The following is a 20,944-nucleotide window of genomic DNA, read 5'->3' as shown; positions in this document are numbered from 1 at the left end:
TGACAATTGCCACAGTTATTGGTATAAAGCTCGCGAAATTTTGAAACCCAATTCAGGAGAACATCATGGAACTGTCAGCATTGACTGCTGTTTCACCAGTAGACGGCCGTTACGGAAGCAAGACAATTGCGTTACGCGAAATTTTCAGTGAATACGGTCTACTAAAGTACCGTACTATCGTTGAAATCCGCTGGCTACAAAAGCTTGCTGCTACTGCTGAAATTGCAGAAGTGCCAGCGTTCAGCGCAGAAGCAAACCAATTCCTCGACGATCTTGCTGCTAACTTCTCTGAAGCAGACGCATTACGCATCAAAGAGATCGAGCGTACTACTAACCATGACGTTAAAGCGGTGGAATACTTCTTAAAAGAGAAAGTCGCTGACGTTCCTGAGCTTCACGCTGTTAACGAGTTCTTCCATTTTGCCTGTACTTCTGAAGACATTAATAACACCTCACACGCTTTAATGCTTAAAGAAGCACGTGAGACGGTCATTCTTCCAGAAATTCGCAACCTGATTGACGCAATCAAAGCACTTGCTGTTGAATACCGTGACATTCCTCTTCTATCTCGTACACACGGTCAGCCAGCTTCTCCATCGACAATGGGCAAAGAAATGGCAAACGTGGCGTACCGTATGGAGCGTCAATACAAGCAAATCGAAAACGTTGAGATCCTAGCGAAAATCAACGGTGCGGTAGGTAACTACAATGCACACCTTTCTGCTTACCCAGAGCTCGATTGGCACAAATTCTCTGAAGAGTTCATCACTGAATCTCTCGGTGTTACTTGGAACCCTTACACCACGCAGATCGAACCACATGACTACATCGCAGAGCTATTCGATGCTGTGGCACGTTTCAACACGATTCTGATCGACTTCGACCGTGACGTTTGGGGTTACATTGCACTAGGCCACTTCAAGCAAAAAACCATTGCTGGCGAGATCGGTTCTTCAACCATGCCACACAAAGTTAACCCAATCGACTTTGAAAACTCTGAAGGCAACCTAGGTCTTGCGAACGCAGTGTTTGGTCACCTAGCACAAAAACTGCCAATCTCTCGTTGGCAACGTGACCTGACGGACTCAACAGTTCTCCGTAACCTTGGTGTGGGTGTTGGCTACGCAATCATCGCTTACACATCAACGCTTAAAGGCATCAGCAAACTGGAAGTCAACCGTGACGCGCTTCTTGCGGAACTAGACAAGAACTGGGAAGTACTTGCAGAGCCAGTACAAACCGTTATGCGTCGTTACGGCATTGAGAAGCCATACGAGAAGCTAAAAGAGCTAACTCGTGGTAAGCGTGTAGACGGCGAAGCAATGCGTAATTTCATCGACGGTCTTGAGCTTCCTGAGCACGAGAAAGCTCGTCTAAAAGAGATGACGCCAGCAAACTACATCGGTCAAGCTATCGAGCTGACAGACAAGCTGTAAGAGAATCGAGAATCGGATAATTGTGAGGGTTGACGTGAAAGCGTCAACCCTTTCTTTCTTTAGGGCGAAGAGATAAGGCTAGACTCCTAAAGCGAAGCGTTCCCGTATCTCGGAGCGCAGCGTTCCTAACTGTTTTATTGCCTCTGGAAAAACAACGTAATTGTCCCTACCTCTACGCCAAACTTCTTAATCTTGGTGAGATTAAACACATGCTTTTCATCTTGGCGATAAAGCCAATCATCAAAGGATACCGTCAAGCTTGAACCATCGACTTGCAGTTCAAAATCATAGCGCCATTGCAGTGCATTACCCAGCTCCATTCCCTCAGCGACTCCGATGATATCATCAGCTTCACCTTGATAGAGACCATCGGACAATCGGGTAATCCGCCAAATGCGCTGATCAATCTCACCATCGTCAAAAACAAAATCTTCAACGAGCGTCAGTGTGTTATTGTCAACAGAACCAACAATCTCAACCTCAAAGCGTCTGGTTTGTTTACCGCTATAGTCTTGCACCATGCCCCAAGCTTTCACATTTCCAGAAAAATACTCAAACAGTTCAAATTTTGGGGATGCTTGCTGGTAGTCCTTAAGGTCCGCAGAGCACCCCCAGATAAAGAGGAGTGAGACCAAACAAAGTCGTATTTGAATGCTACGTGTTATCTTCATTTCAACGTTTCTCTTGACCGATTAGTTGCTTTCTTAATGCGGGAAATTGTGTTCTTGGCGACAGCCAAATCGCTAAAAACGCGTCATTGAGATCACGATCGGTAACGTGCCCAACAATTTCCTCTGCCTGACTGTCTTTGGCTTGAAAGATGAGTTGGCCCATTTCGCCATCGGTTAGATAGGTGAGTCTGTCCCCTTTGTGGATATCAGGAAACAACAGCGATAACGTCTCTTTCCACTGTTTTTGTGATTCTATACCTATCTCGTGCCATTGTTCTTCCGTGGCACTCAACAGCTCTCTACTGGATATATCGCGCAAATAACGAATTTCTAATGCCAATGGGTGAGGAGTCACATCTTCATTGACCTCAAAACGCCCATCGGGTGTGACCAGCCTTGAGTCGTATACATCAAACACAAACCAGCTCAAGCGTGCTTGTCCTACCGTAGGCCATTGCTGCCAAGTCTCGATGTCTGCCGATCCTGTTTGACCATACGAGCTAGACGAAAAACCTAGTAAAATACTAAGAAACTTACTCCGAATGACACAACTTGCTTTTCTCATCATGGCGAAGAACCTTAATGATAAAGAGCGTGATGATTGCCCATTCTAAAAACACAATTGATGCCGTTATCAACACGCTGTAACCGTAAGCCACCGCATTGAGTTTATAACCTGCGTAGTAACTTAAGCAGCCCCCCAATGCACCTACTGTTAATACGTAAAACGGCGCAAAACGGAGCAAAATTCTTTTCAGTTGATAAGCGTACCAAGCAAAAACTACCCATAAGCTTAAAAGCCAAACGGGTAAGAAAGTCGACGTGAACTGAAAAATTGAGAGATATTGATTGAGCGAGTCGACTAGGCAGCCGACCACGGCAATCAAAAGCGTTGGTTTCCAGGTTTTTGGGTCTACTCGGTACTGATACCCTAATGTCATCAAGGCAAAGCAAAGTGTGACCCATTGCCACTGCTCAGTGCCAATAACCGCCAGAAACCAAACGAGATTGAACCAAGCAGAGGCGAGAATAAGAGCCATGATACTAGGCTCTTTGAAGCGTCATGTGTACGGTACTGATGCTACGAGCTAAGAATCCCCCCTCACAATAACTTAGGTAGTAACGCCACATACGAATAAATCGCTCATCATACCCTAGTCTTTTGACTTGCTCTTCAGCGTGGTTAAAACGTCGGTGCCATTCTTGTAATGTTTTTGCGTAATCCATCCCAATATCAAACAAGTCTCTAATCACTAAATCACTGTATTGGGTCGTGGCTTGCGCCAGTGAAGTCACTGACGGCAAAAATCCACCCGGGAAAATGTACTTTTGAATAAAATCGACGTTGTTACTGTAATATTCGTAACGTTGGTCGGCGATGGTGATCGCTTGTATTGCCATCAAACCACCAGGTTTTAATAACGACTGGCACACCTTGATATAAGACGGTAAATATTGCTTACCTACCGCTTCTATCATTTCGATAGAAACCAATTTATCAAACTGCCCAGTTAAATCTCGATAATCTTTCTTCAATAACTGAATACGCTCAGTCAAACCTCTTTCTGCAATCTGTTGTTTTGCGTAGTCATATTGCTCATCTGAAATCGTCGTGGTTGTCACCCGGCAGCCATAGGTTTCCGCCATGTATATCGCCATTGCCCCCCAACCTGTGCCGATTTCAATCACCTCATCACTGGGTTTTAATTGCAATTGCTGACACAAGCGATCCATTTTATTTATTTGTGCTTGTTCCAAAGAATCATTTTCAGAGCAATACATTGCCGATGAGTACAACATTCTCTCATCCAAGAATACTCTGTAGAGGTCATTACCAAGATCATAATGGGCGTGAATGTTTTTACGCGAGTTTTCCTGCGTATTTCGATTGCTCCAATGATTGAGTTTGTAAAGCAGTTTGGTGACCCAGCTACTTTGGTTTTCTAATCCATCTAATGCATTCAGATTGAGCGCCATTAATTTCATTAACGAAGTTAAATCTGGACTGTCCCACCAACCATCCATATAGGCTTCACCCGCTGCAATACTGCCCCCCCGCATTAAACGCGAATAAAATGCCGGGTGTTTGACTTCTATTGTTGCGCTAATTGCCAAACCCGGTTTGTGATTGTGGGCCCCTACAAATCGCTCACTGCGCTCCTGAGAGTCACTTTGAAAACTTTCAATGACCGTCAAAGTGCCGATTTCCATACGCTGTAAACACTGGAATAAAATGCGACGCGCTGCCTTTTGCGCTGTAGAAAGCGGAGAGGTCAATGTCATTGAAGAAGTGTTTAACATGCAAAATTCTCCCTAAAATTATTATTGTTCACAGTTTAGTTGTTATTTTCAGTATGGTTTGTTGGAGAGCGGTATTTGGGATGCGAATAAAATGGTGCACCTTTTTTCCATAATTTGAACGCATGCCAGTAAATTCCTACCAACACTTTTGCTGTTTGAATAGGCGTTACGATCAGTCGTTTTAGCAAATTGTTACTAGAAAATGGCTCTGCGCTCATCGCCATGGTGGCATCAAACTGTTTATTTTCTTTGTGGCATTCCAAATGAATATGTAACTTTTCACTGAGCGGCTTAAGTCGCCAAATATAAGACTGTTCAACAGGGTTAAAGGGCGAAACGTGAAATGCTTTGGTCTGTTTCCAGCCAAAAGACGAGTCATGTTCATCCGCAGAAATAGCGTAATAATGACGCTCATTCCAAGGTGTGTTACTGACTTCCGCCAGTAAATAGCGCCAGTGTTTCTTCTCATCAAAAACGTAGTAGAAATTAACCGGGCTAAAGTAGAGCCCAAGATAGCGTAGGTGACACACCGCGATAACCCTACCGCTGACTGACTCTCCGGTGAGCTCTGTGATTTTCTCTTGCACTGCGCGTTTGAGGCAGCCCTCCCCTAAATAGTCGCTGCGTTTAAATCGCGCCCAATGCCACCAGCGAGTGCCAAACCCCCACACTTCTTTTTCAAGCTGCGTTAACTCGTCCAAGTCGATCGCTGGCATGAACAATTGATAATTCAAACTATGCTCTACTGGGGTAAAGCGGCGGTGCCGAACATTACCCACAAACAGACGACTACTGATGGCCATGCTCACGCCGCCCCTTGGTGAAAAGAAGTCGCCTCTTCTTTCGCTTGCACAAGGTTGATGCCTCGCACCACATCCAAGGCGCTGCGAACGCCATCTTCATGGAATCCGTTGTACCAATACGCACCACAAAACCATGTGTGATTTCGCCCTTGAATGTCATCTCGTCTCTGCTGTGCCGCGATCGACTCTGTGGTAAATACCGGATGGTGGTAAACAAACTTACGGATAACTTTGTCTTCGTCTATCTTGTCGCTGCTATTGAGCGTCACGCAAAACGTATGTTCTGCTTCAATGTGCTGGAGAATGTTCATGTTGTAGGTTAACGAAGGTAAGCGTGTGTCTTCTCCTTCCTTACCATCGAGTAAATAGTTCCACGATGCCCACGCAGCCTTTCTGCGAGGCAGCAAGCTGTCATCTGTATGCAAAACAACCTCGTTGGCTTGATATGCCATACGCGACAAAATCGAGGCTTCATCACAGGAAGCATCCTCCAATAGCGACATCACTTGATCGCTGTGACAGGCAAAAATAACGTGATCAAAACGTTGTGCTTCTCCTGCCACATATAATGTGACACCCGTTGAGTCACGGATCACTTTTTCAACTGGACAGTTCAAACGAATGCGATCAGAGAAGTCCTTCGTTAGTGGCGGGATATAAGCTTTTGAGCCACCATCAATCACGTACCACTGTGGTCGGTTGGTAACATCAAGAAGGCCATGATTGAGAAAGAAACGTAGAAAAAACGTAAGCGGAAATGCACGCATATCCGCTAAGGTCGATGACCAAATCGCAGCCCCCATCGGCAAGATATAGTTGTCGCTAAAATAGTCACTAAAGCCATGTGTATCTAAGAATTCCCCAAGTGTTTGTTGGGCAATATCGTTATGTTTCGCAGACGCTTTTGCCAGTTTGTTAAAGCGCAGAATTTCAAAAATAAAACTGTAGAACTGCGGTTTAAACCAGTTCCTTTTTTGGGCAAACAGTGTCGCCAGCGTGTGGCCATTGTACTCCAGTCCATTGCTGTCATTGCGAACACTAAAGCTCATTTGGGTTGCACGCCCAGTCACACCAATTTCATCCATCATATTGATGAAATTGGGGTAGGTTCGATCGTTATAGACGATGAACCCCGTATCGACCGAGTAGTCTTTACCGTTGAGTGCAAAATCGATCGTCGCCGTATGCCCTCCAATGTAATCATTGGCTTCAAACAGTGTAATGTCATGCGCTTTGTGCAGATGGTAGCCACATGTTAATCCGGAGATGCCTGTACCTATTATTGCAATTTTCATACATTATCCTTTGAATTTATTGGGCAATTAATTTTGAAGCTAACGCCTTCTGCCAACGGTAAGGCAGTAACGCAAGTAACCGAATAAGAGCGGTAAACCGAGCGGGAAAATAGATGTGCTGCTTCCCGGATGCCAATTGTTGCCGAATCGCCTTTGAGGCTTGTTCAACCGTGATGATCATCGGCATGGCAAACGTGTTTTTGTCCGTCAGCGGAGTGGAAACAAAACCAGGAAAGACAGTGACAACATCAATGCCCTTGGCTTGAAGATTGAGCGACAAGCTACGCGCAAAATACCCAATCGCAGCCTTAGACGCGCCATACGCTTCCGCTCTTGGCAGGGCGAGTTCCGAAGCAATAGAGCCGACAATCACCACCTTGTGTCCAGGTTGAAAATGGGTTTGGCTGGCCTCGATACAGTTCACCACACCAAAAACATTGACGCTGAACACACGTTGCATCAATTGGGCATCAACGATGCCATCGTCCATGTATTCACAATCACCAGCGTTAAATAGCCAAACGTTTGGTATAAAGGGCAGCACCGATAATGCCTCTCGCGTTTGCTGGTAATCCGTGACATCAAAACTGATCGTTGCTATGGCGGAGGAATACTGTTCTAGCTCTTGGAGAACCTGACGATTGCGTCCACATGCAATCACTTTTGCACCTGCATCAGCAAAATCTTTCGCTAGCTGCTTGCCGATCCCCGATGTCGCACCGGTAATGAGCACTGAGTTCATTGCCCTAACCTCTGCTTTATGGCCCGAATGATCCCACCCAGTAACGGAAGGTTTTCATAGAGCATTTCGCCAAGGTCAAAATAGTCGCGGTGGTAAATCACCTTCCCCGCTTCAAATTTGAGGTGTGAAACGCCTTTAACCTCGACACAGGCCCCTTTTTTGAGTTTGGGATGCTGTAACGTCATCGTCCAAGTAAGAAAGCCTACATTGTCGATTTGGTACTGCTCATGAATATCGAAACGACACTCAACCACGTTTTCATAAAGATTGGTAAAGTAAAGCTCCAACGCTTGCCAACCCTCTAAGCGATGTGCAGCATCCTCAAACACGACGTTTCTATGATATACATCCGCCAGTAAGTGAAGATTGTCTTTATTCAGTGCTCGGTACACATTACCGACCTTCATCGCGTCCATATTTCCCTTGTTCCATGGTTAAAGTGTTTTAAAAACAGTCACATTTAAAACATAGACTAGTGTAAGCAGTTATACCGATTGTTTTTTTGTATAACTCATAATGAATACGAGAAGGGAAAAATTTGGATCACTCAGAACGAAAAAGCCCGGAGAGAGTTCTCCAGGCTTTCTGTTTCGAATCCATTTCGGTGATGAGTTGGCTCACCTTTGCGTCGATTCGCGATTCACTTGTCGCATCATTAGAAATTGCGAAGGGCAGCGATGCGCTTATCGAGTGGCGGGTGGCTCATAAGCAGTTCCGTTAGAGATTGCTTACCGTTAATACCAAATGCCATCATGGTGCCATCCAGTTTTGATTCTTGGCTCATTTTTAGACGCTCTAGAGCCGCTATCATTTTCTCTTTACCAACTAAACGGGCGGCACCCGCATCGGCATGGAATTCACGATGGCGGCTATACCACATGGTGATGAAGCTCGCGAGGAAACCAAACACCAGCTCAAGCGCGATAGAAACCGCGAAATAGACCATCATGTTTGACCCTTCGCCTTCTTCGTCACTGTTGTTTGAAGAAACGATATTGGCGATAAAACGAGATAGGAAGATAACAAAAGTGTTCACGACACCCTGCATCAACGTCATGGTCACCATGTCGCCATTGGCAATATGGCTCACCTCGTGTGCCAGCACCGCTTCAGCTTCATCACGTGTCATGTTATGCAGCAATCCTGTTGACACCGCCACCAGAGAATCGTTACGTTTTGCACCTGTCGCAAATGCGTTGATGTCTGGTGAGTCATAAATAGCAACAGTTGGCATACCAATGCCCGCTTGTTGAGCTTGACGGCTTACCGTTTGCAACAGCCAGTGCTCGGTCTCGTTACGAGGACTCTCGATCACCATTCCACCGACAGAGCGCAGTGCCATCCCCTTTGACATCATCAAGGAGATAAGTGCACCACCAAAGCCAAATACCGCAGCCATCACCAATAAACCTGAGAGGCTTCCTGGCTGCATTCCAGTTACAGCATAAACAATGTTCAACACGACGCTGAGGACTAAAACCACAGCAAGGTTGGTAATCAAAAACAACATGACTCGCTTCATTACTTTTCTCCAAAGAAGCTTATTTATAGTGAACGCCAGTAACACTGACCTCTTTTGCTAATAGATATAGTCTAATTTGTTTAAAAACAAGGTTAAGCGATAAATTGCAACATTTGTTTACCAAGTTGCGCGACTCAATAACATCGGAAACACGTTAGTTTGCTATACACACCCTCCTGTGGGTTAGACTTTTGTCTTATTGTGCTTCTCGTACTTCATGCTATTTTCAATAGCAGAACTTAATCTTGTTCCGACACCAATGTTAAAGCCTACTTTAAAAAGTTTGGCAAAGGCGGGACAAACCTCATTCCATGTTAACAAAGGACATGATCATGGTAGAAGCTAACAACTATCAAATGGCTATTGATTTATTGTGCTGTCACCTAGGGATTACGGAAGAAGAAGCAAAGCAACAGCTCGGTATTTCGACAGAGCAGCAGGTTGCTCGTCAGATTTCTGATACCCAACAAGCACTGATGGGCTTAGTTCAAAACAAGTAAGCGAAGAACTCTGCTTATAATGGAAAGCAAAAGGGCTGCAATGAAAATTGCAGCCCTTTTGAGTTGTCTCGCTAAACACTCAACGGTACTTAGAGCTCAACTAACGCATCGACATTGATATACTTACCCAAATCCTTGCGCTTCGCACTTGGAATGTATGGGATTTCGCCCAACTTTGGCACTGCCAATCGTTCTTCCAACATATCAATGATCTCGGCGTAATGCTCGGTGCCAGGATTGACACGATTCGCCACCCAACCTACTAAGTTCAAACCGTCTGATTTGATCACTTCCGCTGTGAGTAACGCATGACTCAAACAACCCAACTTGATCCCAACGACAAGCACTACGGGTAAATTCTCTTGCTTCACCCAGGTTGATAAACTGTCGGTATCCGATACCGGAACACGCCAACCACCCGCACCTTCAACCAAAACAATGTCAGCATTCTCTTTATGCTGTTCAAGTTTGTCGCTTAATACTTGGTAATCAATCTCAACGCTTTCATGCTTGGCTGCAATATGTGGAGAGGCGGGTAACTCTAATGCGTAGGGATTGATGTCATCGTATGCTACTTCAACAGTTGCGGCCTTTTGCAGATGCAAGGCATCTGAATTACGCCAACCTTCTGGCGTTTTATCGCTGCCTGCCGCTACTGGTTTATAACCAATAGTACGCAGATCTTTGGCCGCTAATGCGTGAAGAATGGCTTTCGATGCCACGGTTTTGCCCACATCGGTATCCGTACCTGCAATGAAAAATGCCTTCATCATAACTGTATAACCCCTAAACAAACCTTATAACTTGCCGGTACTTGACCCAGATGGTTCTGAAATGTCTGGTACTCTTGCTCAACACTTCGAAGCGCCTGTCGTGTTGTTAAACCATGTGAGCGACCGCTCACGTGATTTGCACCGATCCCCTTGAGGTCACGCATGACTGCAAACGCTGATTCGTACCAGACTGTGATATCGGTCAAGTCTAAGTGATGGTTATGACTATGAGATTGCGCTAACGCAATTTTTACCTGATTGGTAGAGATAAAACGGTTGACGTGTTGATATGTATCAATTTTCGCCCAAGCGTGTTTAAGCTCTTTGAGTGAGCCATCCAACAAAGTCGAGAACAAAATCTGCCCTTGCGGCTTTGTTACTCTGTTCATTTCCCTCAGCGGCACCGATAAATCATCACACCACTGCAAGGCCAAACTGCTAAAAACAGCATCAAATTCATTGTCCGAAAATGGCAGGGATTCTGCATCCGCTAACCGGTAGGCGACGTTTTCTTCACCGCATCTCGCTGCGGATTGCGCCAACATCTCTATCGAAAGGTCAGCGCAAACTACTCTCGCGCCCCTTTGTTGTAACTGCTGAGAAAAATAGCCCGTACCACAACCTAGGTCTAACACTCTCCAACCTGATAAATCTTCCGGTAACTTGGCAAGCAATCGATGTCCGACATCACGCTGAAACGCGGCATGTTGATCATAGGTTTTGGCCGCTTTACCAAAAGCTTGCGCAATGGCCAACTTGTCTGCCTGAGTATCATCAAAAGAGGGATACAACTGTGCCTGTTCCATTACATCTCCCCAGAGTTCATTAGTAACGACTTCGCTAATGTCTGAACATGCTCTTTCTTGTGATTTGCCGACAAGGTAATCCTTAAACGAGCACTGTTTTGGGGCACAGTCGGCGGACGGATTGCCGTCAACCATATCCCCTGCTCACGACAGCGTGTGGCAACATTTAGCGCAGTTTGGCTATCACCTAAAATCCAAGGTTTAATAGGTGTTGCGGTGGCCACAAAACTACTGTGCTCACCCAATAGCGCGTCAAACTGCTGTTGCAACTCGTGGAGTTTTTCTCGTCGCCACGATTGCTGTCTGATCATCTCTATCGCATGGGTAAGCGCAAAGGCTTGCGCGGGTGGAATCGAAGTAGAATAAACATGATGTCGTGCAAGTTGCGTAAAATAATCCCCTGTTGCTTGATCGGTAAGAACCGCAGCCCCAGAGAGACCAAAAGCTTTACCAAAAGTCACCACGAGGATGTCTGGTTTGATACCTACCTCTTCGCAACTGCCTCGCCCTTCTTCACCGAGAACGCCAATACCGTGTGCATCATCCACCATCAGTGCAGCGTTATGTTGTGCAGCCAACAACGCAATCTGTGCTATCGGTGAGCGATCGCCATCCATGCTAAAAACGCCTTCAGTGACGATCAACTTCGGAGATGAGGCCTGTTTTAACAACCCTTCTAACGAAGAGAGGTCATTGTGCTTAAAACGTTTCATTGTCGCAGGAGAAAGCATGCCAGCTTCCATTAACGAAGCATGATTTAACTTGTCCTGCAGCAATAAATCGCTTTTCTCCAGTAAACTGAACAACACCGCTTGATTGGCCGAAAATCCTGAGCCAAATAACACCGCACTTTCATAGCCAAGCCAATCACACAGAGAGGCAGCTAAATTACTATGGGCGGGCGTGTAACCCGTCACCAACGGTGATGCACCGCTCCCACAGCCGTATAGACTTAAGCCTTGTTGCCAAGCATGTACCAACGACTGGTCATTGGCTAGACCGAGATAGTCATTACCAGAAAAATTAAGATAGCGCCTACCTTGATGTTCTAAAACCGTTTGGTTTCCAGAAAAGATCACCGAAGTCTGACGATTCAAGCCCTGCTCACGTCTTGTTTCCAGAGCTTGAACCACGCGTGATTTAAACGCTCGCGTCATAAAACAGGTCATCTTTTGTTGGACGGGCAGCGACACGCTCAACCACTCGGTCTAACAGTTCATTTTCCGCTATCTCATCGGGTTTTTGCGAGACTTGCTGACTGTTGATACCCAGCTTGTTAAACAGCAGCATATCTTTATCTTCAGATGGGTTTGGCGTTGTGAGTAGCTTACAGCCGTAGAAAATAGAGTTTGCGCCCGCCATAAAACACAAGGTTTGCATTTGTTCATTCATGTTTTCACGCCCTGCCGACAAACGAACGGCAGAGGTTGGCATCATAATACGAGCAACGGCAATTAGGCGGATGAAGTCAAACGGGTCAACCTCTTCAGCGGTTTCCAAAGGTGTCCCTTTAACTTTCACCAGCATGTTGATGGGAACACTTTCTGGATGAGTAGGCAGATTCGCCAATTCAACAAGCAAACCTGCTCGATCATTAGCGCTTTCACCCATACCGATGATGCCGCCAGAGCAGATCTTCATTCCCGCATCACGGACATGAGATAAGGTATCTAGACGATCTTGATACGTGCGGGTGGTAATGATGTTTCCATAATATTCTGGCGAGGTATCGAGATTGTGGTTGTAATAATCCAAACCAGCGCTTGCAAGTTGCTTTGCTTGTTCTGGCGTTAGCATACCCAGAGTCATACAGGTTTCCAGCCCCATATCTTTGACGCCTTTGATCATGTCAGTCAGCAGAGGCATGTCGCGTTCTTTCGGATTCTTCCAAGCTGCTCCCATACAAAAACGAGTCGAACCGGCATTTTTAGCCTTTTGCGCGGCATCCAGAACACGCTCCACTTCCATTAATCGTTCTTTTTCTACATCCGTTTGATAACGAGCGCTTTGCGGGCAGTACTTACAATCTTCTGGGCAAGCTCCCGTTTTTATTGAAAGTAACGTGCTCACCTGAACATAGTTGGCAGGATGATATTGACGATGAACTTGTTGAGCATCAAACAACAAATCCATAAAAGGCTTTTCCATCAGCTCACGTACTTGTGCATGAGTCCAGTTATGACGTACTTCCACGTGTATTCCTTGCTTAATAGTTAATCTAGTCATTTTAGTTTTGTTGACAGTCTACCGAGTCTCGATAAACTGTCAACAAATCGGAATAATCAAAAGTTTACATGTGATTATTTATTGCACAGGTTAATCATGGACATAGTTATGGATTTGGCCTTCGACCGCCAGCACATCTGGCATCCCTACACTTCGACTCTCACACCTCTGACCTGCTATCCAGTGGTAGCAGCAGAAGGTATTTATCTGGAGTTTGAAGACGGTAGTAAAGTGATTGATGGTATGTCTTCGTGGTGGTCGACCATTCATGGCTACAATCACCCTCATTTGAATCAAGCGGCACATCGTCAAATTGATCAAGTATCCCATGTGATGTTTGGTGGTATCACTCATCAGCCAGCGATCAGTTTGTGTAAAAAGTTACTGTCCTTGGCACCAAGCAATCTAGAGCATGTCTTTCTCGCTGATTCGGGCTCAGTAGCCGTTGAAGTGAGCTTGAAGATGGCCTTGCAATACTGGCACGCAAAAGGTGAGCGCAGGCCGAAATTTTTGACATTACAGCATGGCTACCATGGCGATACCTTTGCAGCAATGTCGGTCACCGATCCCGACAACTCGATGCATTCACTCTACAAAGGCTTTTTACCAGAGCACATCTTTGCGAAGTCACCGACTGGTGGCTTTTGGGATGAGTGGAAGCCAGAAGATCTCACTGACTTTGCACAGAAGATTGAACAGCACCATCAAGATTTGGCCGCAGTGATTCTCGAGCCCATCGTACAAGGCGCGGGAGGGATGCGTATCTACCATTCAGAGTTTCTAAAAGGCGTTCGAGCACTTTGCGATCAATACGGCCTACTGCTAATCGCAGATGAGATTGCTACTGGTTTTGGCCGTACTGGCAAGCTGTTCGCCTGCGAGCATGCCGATATCAAACCGGACATTCTGTGTGTCGGTAAAGCACTGACTGGGGGCTATATGACCCTTTCCGCCACCTTAACCAGCAAACACGTCGCAGATACGGTTTGTGGCGGTGAAGCAGGCTGTTTCATGCATGGCCCAACCTTTATGGGCAATCCACTCGCCTGCGCCGTTGCAACAGCCAGTTTAGAGTTGATAGAGCAAGGCCAATGGCAGCAGCAAACCAAGCAAATCGAATCGCTGTTTTCTGAGTTACTGCCAAAACTTGAAGAATACGACTTGGTGAAAAACACCCGTTGGTTAGGTGCGATTGGTGTAGTGGAGACACATCGCCCGGTGAATATGGAAACCATCCAAGCCCTGTTTGTTGAACAAGGTGTTTGGATTCGCCCCTTTGGCAAACTGATTTATATGATGCCGCCATTTATCAGCGAGCCGGCTCATATAGAACAATTGGTAAACGCCATTGAAACCGCACTTCAGCGTACCGAGTGTTTTGTTTAGCACGAGATAATAAAAAAACCCAGCACAGTGGCTGGGTTTTGATATTTTTTATGGTTAATCAATTAACCGATGTGCGTTGCGCCGCCCATGTACTTCTGAAGTACGGTCGGAATAGCAATACGGCCATCTGCTTCTTGGTTGTTTTCTAGAATAGCAACCATGGTACGACCTACCGCCAGACCAGAACCGTTTAGTGTGTGTACAAGTTCAGGTTTCTTCTCGCCTTTACGACGGAAACGCGCTTGCATACGACGCGCTTGGAAATCCCACATGTTTGAACAAGACGAGATTTCGCGGTAAGTGTTCTGAGCCGGAACCCATACTTCCAAATCGTAAGTTTTGTGCGAGCCAAAGCCCATGTCACCTGTACACAATAGCACCTTACGGTAAGGCAACTCTAGAAGCTGAAGCACTTTCTCTGCATGGCCAGTCAACTCTTCTAGTGCATTCATCGAATCTTCTGGTTTGGTGATTTGTACCAGTTCTACTTTGTCAAACTGGTGCATACGAATCAGACCACGAGTATCACGACCGTACGACCCGGCTTCTGAACGGAAACACGGTGTGTGAGCAGTCATCTTAAGCGGCAGATCAGCTTCATCAGAAATCGTGTCACGAACAAGGTTCGTTACTGGTACTTCTGCTGTAGGGATAAGAGACAGTTTACGTGGCTCTTCATCACTTGCCTTTTCTGTCAGCGGCTCTGTGTGGAAAAGATCTTTACCAAACTTTGGTAGTTGGCCCGTACCAAACAAGCTGTCTGCGTTCACTAGGTAAGGCACATACATTTCCGTATAGCCATGCTCTTCAGTGTGAAGATCAAGCATAAACTGAGCGATTGCACGGTGTAAGCGAGCAAATTGCCCCTTCATCACGATGAAACGCGCACCAGTGATCTTAACTGCGCTGGCGAAATCTAGACCGTCACCCATTTCACCTAGGTCAACGTGATCTTTTAATTCGAAGTCGTAAGACTTTGGCTCACCCCAACGCGAAATCTCAAGATTATCGTTCTCGTCTTTGCCATTTGGCACTTCATCCGCAGGAATGTTTGGAACAGAAAGGATGATGTCATCTAACTGTGCCATCACCGCGTCAAGTTCGATTTTTTTCGCATCTAAATCAGAGCCCAATGACCCGATTTGTTGCTTGATCTTTTCTGCGCCTTCTTTGTCACCAGCCGACATCAGTTGACCGATTTGCTTGGAGATGGAGTTACGCGTGGATTGTAAATTTTCAACTTCTACTTGAATGGACTTACGTTGTTCTTCAAGTTTACCGATTGTCTCTACGTCTAGCTTAAAGCCACGACGTGCCAGTTTAGCAGCTGTTTCATCCAGCTCTGTACGAAGTAATTTAGAATCCAGCATTGTTAATCCTATGCTTTTTGTTGTGAAGGTACGCACCCAATCCTGTCGAGCACGTTGAAAAAATTAACCGAACAAATGTATCCAAAAATGCCTACTTTTCATAGCGCTTTTGTGGGCTATTTGCGTCTAAATTAGCCAAGTAATCTAACTTTTCAGCGATTTTGCTTTCTAAGCCTCGATTTGTTGGCTGATAGTACTTGCGATCAGCAATTTCGGCAGGCAAATATTGTTCGCCCGCGGCGTAGGCTCCTGGTTCATCATGAGCGTATCGATAACCTTCCCCATAACCGAGATCTTTCATCAATCCGGTCGGTGCATTACGCAAATGGAAAGGCACTTCAAACTCTGGAAGATTATGTGCATCCGACAGCGCTTGCTTCCAAGCGGTGTAGACCGCGTTACTTTTCGGCGCGCACGCAAGGTAAACGATCGCCTGTGCAATTGCGCGTTCGCCTTCTGCGGGTCCAACACGGGTAAAGCAATCCCACGCGGAAAGTGCCACTTGCATTGCCCTCGGATCCGCATTGCCCACATCTTCAGAGGCAATGGCCAGCAAACGTCGCGCGATATAGAGTGGATCACAACCGGCAGCGATCATTCTCGCCGACCAATAAAGCGCAGCATCCGGATTGGAACCACGGATGGATTTGTGCACGGCAGAGATTAAGTCGTACCAAATGTCGCCTTTATTATCAAAACGAGAGACCTTCTCCCCCGCTACTTCCGCCAGTAGCTTTAGCGTGATCTCTTTTTCACCCTGAGCATTATCTTCTGCCATGTCATACAGCAGCTCAAGATAGTTAAGAGACATTCGCGCGTCACCATTGACGAGCTCAGCCAGACGCTCCAGAACATTATCAGCAAAGTGTGCTGGTGTATTACCCAGACCACGTTGTTTATCGTTGATCGCTTGGTTTAATGCCAGTGAGATTTCTTCTTTGTTGAGTGACGTAAGCTTATACACACGAGCACGTGACAATAATGCGTTGTTCAGTTCAAACGATGGATTTTCTGTGGTCGCGCCGATAAAAGTCACTGTTCCATCTTCAATGTGCGGTAAGAAGGCATCTTGCTGTGATTTATTAAAGCGATGTACCTCATCCACAAACAAGATGGTGCGACGACCCGCCATTTTGTTCTCGCGTGCTTTTTCAATTGCGGCACGAATTTCTTTCACGCCGGACGTGACCGCAGAGACGCGTTCAACTTCCGCGTTGGCGTAGTTTGCGGCTACTTCCGCTAATGTTGTCTTGCCTGTACCTGGAGGCCCCCACAAAATCATTGAATGAATGTGGCCGGCCTCTAGCGCGCGACGTAATGGCTTACCAGGGCCTAAAATATGCTGCTGACCGATGTACTGTTCGATCGTTTCCGGCCTCATACGAGCAGCAAGGGGACGAAAATCTTCGTCCCCTGAAAAATCTAAGGTGTAATTTGACACTGGTGATTAGTTCCTTTGGTCATCCACTTCAACCCCTTCAGGGATGTTAAAGGTGAAGCGGGCAGCAGTAGGCTTTCCTAACTTGATATCCGTAAACTTGAAGATGCCTTTTTGCCCATCTTGTTCAATGACATTAAAACCATGCACAATCCCTTTTGCATCAATATCAATTTGGAACTGCCCCTGGGTAGAGTCTACCGCTTTCGGCACAAGAGTGAACACATTACCATCTTGAGTGATTTGATAGTTTTCCCAATCACTGGACTGATTACGAGTGAGTAAAACAAACGGTGTTTGTTGTACAGCTTGTTCTTGCCAGTAAATGCTTACCTGTTCAATAAATGGGCTGTAATACCATAAGGTTTTTCCATCCGAAACCAACAGGTTTTCATCCGGTAAAGAGGTACTCCAGCGAAACAGGCTTGGTCTGGCGATATCAACGCTGCCTTCCCCTTCCATCACGACGTCACCCTCTGGGCTTGTCACCGTTTGGTTGAAGTTTGCGCTAAAACCATCGTTCATGCCTAATCTCTGATTAAGCTCTTGCTGTGGATTTGCCAATGCTGACGCGCTAAGGAAAAATACAACTAACCATTTTTTCATTTTTATCCCTATTTACGGCTAAGGTTTAAAAGGAGTTGCACGTTTTGACTCCTCCTTCCAAACGAAAGTTCATTATTCTCTTGGTGGTGCAGGAGCTAACACTTCTCGATTGCCATTATGGCCCGGAGCACTGACGATACCCTGAGCTTCCAACTGCTCTACAATACGCGCCGCACGGTTATAGCCAATTTTGAAACGGCGCTGAACACCAGAAACCGAACCACGACGTGACTGAACAACATGCTCAACCACTTGATCGAAAAGGGGATCAAGGTCTTCATCGCTCTCCATTTGTTCGCCAGGTAGCAAACTTTCAGGCCCCTGGTCACCGCTGATGATCTCGTCAATGTAGTTTGGTTTACCACGCGCTTTCCAGTTGTTCACAACCGCATGCACGTCATCATCAGAGGCAAAGGCACCATGCACTCGGATGGTGTGACTCGAACCCGGAGGCAGGTAAAGCATGTCACCCATACCCAATAGCGATTCAGCACCGCCTTGATCGAGGATGGTACGAGAGTCGGTTTTGGTGGAAACGGTAAACGCCACTCGTGTTGGAATGTTCGCTTTGATCAGACCTGTAATGACATCTACCGATGGACGTTGTGTTGCTAGGATCAAGTGGATACCCGCCGCACGCGCTTTTTGCGCCAAGCGTGCGATCAACTCTTCCACTTTTTTGCCGACCACCATCATGAGATCCGCAAATTCATCAACGACGACGACGATATATGGCAGTTTCTCTAATAATGGTGGCTCTGTATCCATGCTATCCCCTTCTTGCCAGAAAGGATCGTGGATAGGATGGCCCGCGTCTGCCGCCATTTTCAGTTTCTCATTAAAACCTTTAATGTTACGCACGCCCATCACAGACATCAGTTTGTAACGACGCTCCATCTCACCAACACACCAACGTAATGCATTAGAAGCGTCTTTCATGTCAGTGACGACTTCCGCTAATAAGTGTGGAATGCCTTCGTACACCGAAAGCTCCAGCATTTTCGGGTCGATCATAATAAAACGCACATCTTCTGGGCTTGCTTTATAGAGCATGCTAAGAATCATGACGTTTACCCCAACAGATTTACCAGAGCCCGTGGTACCTGCTACCAGCACGTGCGGCATTTTCGCCAAATCTGCGACCAATGCTTCACCAGCGATGTCTTGACCTAATACAACGGTCGTTGGTGATGTTGCATTCTTAAACTGTGGGCTATCAATTACATCTGAAAGGTAAACAGTCTGTCGACTCATGTTTGGTAACTCTAGGCCAACATAAGGCTTGCCCGGAATTACCTCCACGACTCGAACAGCGATGGCGGAAAGTGAACGCGCTAAGTCCATGGATAAGCTCGAAATGCGGCTAACCTTCACGCCCGGAGCTAAATCAAGTTCAAAACGGGTAATCACAGGTCCAGGGAAGATCCCCACCACTTCCGCGGTGATCTTGTAGTCGGCCAGTTTAGACTCAACCAAGCGAGCAACTTGCTCTAGCGCTTCTCTATCGATGAAATTCTCACGTTTCTCTGGATGGTAAAGCAACTCAAGCGTCGGTAATGGCTCCTTAGGAACAGGTAGCGTTGTATCCTGTTTCATCAAAAACGGGTTCTGCGTCGCCGCCATATTTTGCTGCGCTTTAGAGACCATGTTTTGGAAGGCGGCCACATCTTGATCTTGGTCTTCGTCATCCTGAGTATCTTCGACAGACGGCTCTTCCTCTTCATCTAAATAGTCAACTGACGCGTCTAGTGATGGAGTCTCAAGTCGACTCGGGGCGCTCACCTCAATGTCTTCCTCTAATCGAGGTTGTCGTACGATTTCTTGTTCCGATTCCGTAAAAGCAACAGTGACAGGTTCATCAATTTCTTGAGATATTTTGTCCAACTCCACCATTGATATAACGTGCTCGTACTCCTCAACGTCGACATTGAAATCTGTGCCTTCGTCATGATTCGCTAGCAATGTATCTTCTTTCTCTGATTGCTCAGCATCGCTCTGCGAGACGACAGAGTCAAAGAGCTCATCCATCAACGGCTCTGGCATATCGTTGGCGTGCATTGCCTCATGTTCAAGCTCTTCAATTGTTGCATTAAGCTTTCTGGCCCTTTCAAATGGCGAATCTTGGAAACTGTCTAGGTCATCGGAATCCACTTGATACTGCACTGTATTAGGCATGTGAATGGGGTATTCTTTACGAGGCGCAGGAACGTGAAAAGAAGCTGAAGTAGGTTGAGGCTCAACGACCATCTCTACCTGTACATTTTCATCTCGTTCAGGGACTGCAACACCTTCCTGACGCACAGGCTCAGAAAGTTCATCGTCTAAAGAGATTGTATTTAGCTTTGGAGAAAGCACTTCTGCTTGTTCACCGCGAATTCGATTTAGAAGCCATTGGCACGCATTTAAGGTAACACTGCCGACGCCTTCAACGATGGACAACCAAGAAATGCCTGTGAGTAGGGTGAAACCCGCTCCCCAGGCAAACAATAGTACCAGAGTGGTGCCGAGCAAGTTCAAAGTTGGTAACGCAAGGCTATTGAGAACATCACCAAGTACACCACCTGATGAGAAATACCAAATATCATCAAAGTTGATGTCTGCTAAACCACAACTGGTCAAAATAAGAATCGCTAAACCGAGTAAGCGAGTACCCCATAACATAAGATCAATCTGCTCATCCTCTTCACGCTTACGACAGAAAATCCATGCTGCGATAATAAGCAAGATAGGCAGTGGATAGGCAAGTAAGCCAAAAGTAAAAAAGAGTGTATCTGCAACCCATGCGCCAAACTGGCCACCCGCGTTACTGATATCACCTCCCCACGAGGTTTGTGACCAAGATGGGTCTGCGGGGCTAAAGGTCAATAAAGAGATAGAAAGAAATACGGAGCTGAGCACTCCTAAAATTAGACAGCACTCTTTAAGTCGTTGAAAACCGTTCAGACGCAGAGACTGCACCTCTTCGCTTGTTTTAATAATGGTTTGTACTTTTTTAGCGTTCTCTTTGAACATAAATCAACTTGAATCATTTTGACTGAAACATTCCGAGCGGCAAATGCCGCTCGAATT

Annotated in this window: 20 protein-coding genes; 3 read left to right on the top strand and 17 right to left on the bottom strand. The window is 46.2% G+C overall.

Annotation, left to right across the window (positions count from 1 at the left end):
• Window positions 1-65 precede the first annotated feature (65 nt).
• Window positions 66-1,436, top strand: coding sequence for an adenylosuccinate lyase (purB, locus tag LZU85_RS05560; RefSeq protein ID WP_005460028.1), 1,371 nt, complete (start codon window positions 66-68; stop codon window positions 1,434-1,436).
• A 134-nt stretch (window positions 1,437-1,570) separates the two neighbouring features.
• Here the strand turns inward: purB and LZU85_RS05555 are convergent, their stop codons facing one another.
• The 9 genes from LZU85_RS05555 to htpX form a co-directional block, all read right to left on the bottom strand.
• On the bottom strand, window positions 1,571-2,107 hold the full coding sequence (locus LZU85_RS05555) for a DUF3833 domain-containing protein (RefSeq protein ID WP_237286606.1): 537 nt from the start codon (window positions 2,105-2,107) through the stop codon (window positions 1,571-1,573).
• A gap of 1 nt (window position 2,108) precedes the next feature.
• Window positions 2,109-2,675 (bottom strand): chalcone isomerase family protein, encoded by a 567-nt coding sequence (locus LZU85_RS05550; protein ID WP_237286605.1) that lies wholly within the window; start codon window positions 2,673-2,675, stop codon window positions 2,109-2,111.
• Window positions 2,641-3,147 (bottom strand): DUF2878 domain-containing protein, encoded by a 507-nt coding sequence (locus tag LZU85_RS05545; protein ID WP_237286604.1) that lies wholly within the window; start codon window positions 3,145-3,147, stop codon window positions 2,641-2,643. The genes LZU85_RS05550 and LZU85_RS05545 overlap by 35 nt, the downstream gene beginning before the upstream one ends.
• Window positions 3,148-3,151: 4 nt before the next feature.
• Entirely contained in the window at window positions 3,152-4,408 is a 1,257-nt protein-coding gene (locus LZU85_RS05540; protein ID WP_237286603.1) for an SAM-dependent methyltransferase, read from the bottom strand.
• Between the two features lie 35 nt (window positions 4,409-4,443).
• Window positions 4,444-5,217 carry a DUF1365 domain-containing protein gene (locus LZU85_RS05535; RefSeq protein WP_237286602.1) on the bottom strand — a complete coding sequence of 258 codons (774 nt, stop codon included), beginning with the start codon at window positions 5,215-5,217 and terminating at the stop codon, window positions 4,444-4,446.
• Window positions 5,214-6,506 (bottom strand): NAD(P)/FAD-dependent oxidoreductase, encoded by a 1,293-nt coding sequence (locus tag LZU85_RS05530; protein ID WP_176297722.1) that lies wholly within the window; start codon window positions 6,504-6,506, stop codon window positions 5,214-5,216. Before LZU85_RS05530 ends, LZU85_RS05535 begins: the two co-directional genes overlap by 4 nt.
• Before the next feature lie 16 nt (window positions 6,507-6,522).
• Window positions 6,523-7,248 (bottom strand): SDR family oxidoreductase, encoded by a 726-nt coding sequence (locus LZU85_RS05525; protein ID WP_060532009.1) that lies wholly within the window; start codon window positions 7,246-7,248, stop codon window positions 6,523-6,525.
• The gene (locus tag LZU85_RS05520) at window positions 7,245-7,664 is read right to left on the bottom strand and encodes a nuclear transport factor 2 family protein (protein WP_237286601.1); all 420 of its coding nucleotides are present in this window, start codon (window positions 7,662-7,664) and stop codon (window positions 7,245-7,247) included. Before LZU85_RS05520 ends, LZU85_RS05525 begins: the two co-directional genes overlap by 4 nt.
• A gap of 239 nt (window positions 7,665-7,903) precedes the next feature.
• Entirely contained in the window at window positions 7,904-8,770 is an 867-nt protein-coding gene (gene htpX, locus LZU85_RS05515; protein WP_176297725.1) for a protease HtpX, read from the bottom strand.
• Between the two features lie 332 nt (window positions 8,771-9,102).
• Here htpX and LZU85_RS05510 point away from each other — a divergent pair, with 332 nt between their 5' ends.
• Window positions 9,103-9,270, top strand: coding sequence for a hypothetical protein (locus LZU85_RS05510; RefSeq protein WP_176297726.1), 168 nt, complete (start codon window positions 9,103-9,105; stop codon window positions 9,268-9,270).
• A gap of 89 nt (window positions 9,271-9,359) precedes the next feature.
• Here LZU85_RS05510 and bioD read toward each other — a convergent pair whose 3' ends face one another.
• Genes bioD through bioB form a run of 4 tightly spaced genes read right to left on the bottom strand, consistent with a single transcriptional unit; the run spans window position 9,360 to window position 13,042 of the window.
• Window positions 9,360-10,043 (bottom strand): dethiobiotin synthase, encoded by a 684-nt coding sequence (gene bioD, locus LZU85_RS05505; RefSeq protein ID WP_237286600.1) that lies wholly within the window; start codon window positions 10,041-10,043, stop codon window positions 9,360-9,362.
• Window positions 10,040-10,849 (bottom strand): malonyl-ACP O-methyltransferase BioC, encoded by an 810-nt coding sequence (gene bioC, locus LZU85_RS05500; RefSeq protein ID WP_176297728.1) that lies wholly within the window; start codon window positions 10,847-10,849, stop codon window positions 10,040-10,042. The genes bioD and bioC overlap by 4 nt, the downstream gene beginning before the upstream one ends.
• A complete protein-coding gene (gene bioF, locus LZU85_RS05495) occupies window positions 10,849-12,006 on the bottom strand; it encodes an 8-amino-7-oxononanoate synthase (RefSeq protein WP_237286599.1) in 1,158 nt (385 codons plus the stop codon). Before bioF ends, bioC begins: the two co-directional genes overlap by 1 nt.
• Entirely contained in the window at window positions 11,990-13,042 is a 1,053-nt protein-coding gene (gene bioB / locus LZU85_RS05490; protein WP_237286598.1) for a biotin synthase BioB, read from the bottom strand. Before bioB ends, bioF begins: the two co-directional genes overlap by 17 nt.
• Before the next feature lie 141 nt (window positions 13,043-13,183).
• Between bioB and bioA the strand changes: the two genes are divergently transcribed.
• Window positions 13,184-14,461, top strand: coding sequence for an adenosylmethionine--8-amino-7-oxononanoate transaminase (gene bioA / locus LZU85_RS05485; RefSeq protein WP_237286597.1), 1,278 nt, complete (start codon window positions 13,184-13,186; stop codon window positions 14,459-14,461).
• Window positions 14,462-14,523: 62 nt separating this feature from the next.
• On the opposite strand, the gene serS is transcribed toward bioA, so the two are convergent.
• The 4 genes from serS to LZU85_RS05465 all read right to left on the bottom strand — a co-directional run bounded on the left by serS (window position 14,524) and on the right by LZU85_RS05465 (window position 20,887).
• Window positions 14,524-15,831, bottom strand: coding sequence for a serine--tRNA ligase (gene serS, locus LZU85_RS05480; RefSeq protein WP_011080763.1), 1,308 nt, complete (start codon window positions 15,829-15,831; stop codon window positions 14,524-14,526).
• A 91-nt stretch (window positions 15,832-15,922) separates the two neighbouring features.
• Window positions 15,923-17,272 (bottom strand): replication-associated recombination protein A, encoded by a 1,350-nt coding sequence (locus LZU85_RS05475; protein ID WP_039553312.1) that lies wholly within the window; start codon window positions 17,270-17,272, stop codon window positions 15,923-15,925.
• 6 nt (window positions 17,273-17,278) lie between these two features.
• On the bottom strand, window positions 17,279-17,875 hold the full coding sequence (gene lolA, locus LZU85_RS05470; RefSeq protein ID WP_237286596.1) for an outer membrane lipoprotein periplasmic chaperone LolA: 597 nt from the start codon (window positions 17,873-17,875) through the stop codon (window positions 17,279-17,281).
• Window positions 17,876-17,947: 72 nt separating this feature from the next.
• Entirely contained in the window at window positions 17,948-20,887 is a 2,940-nt protein-coding gene (locus LZU85_RS05465) for a DNA translocase FtsK (RefSeq protein ID WP_237286595.1), read from the bottom strand.
• Between the last annotated feature and the right edge of the window lie 57 nt (window positions 20,888-20,944).

Source organism: Vibrio floridensis, from assembly GCF_021852965.1.
Taxonomy (GTDB): domain Bacteria; phylum Pseudomonadota; class Gammaproteobacteria; order Enterobacterales; family Vibrionaceae; genus Vibrio; species Vibrio floridensis.
This window is presented reverse-complemented; position numbering and strand designations above follow the sequence as displayed.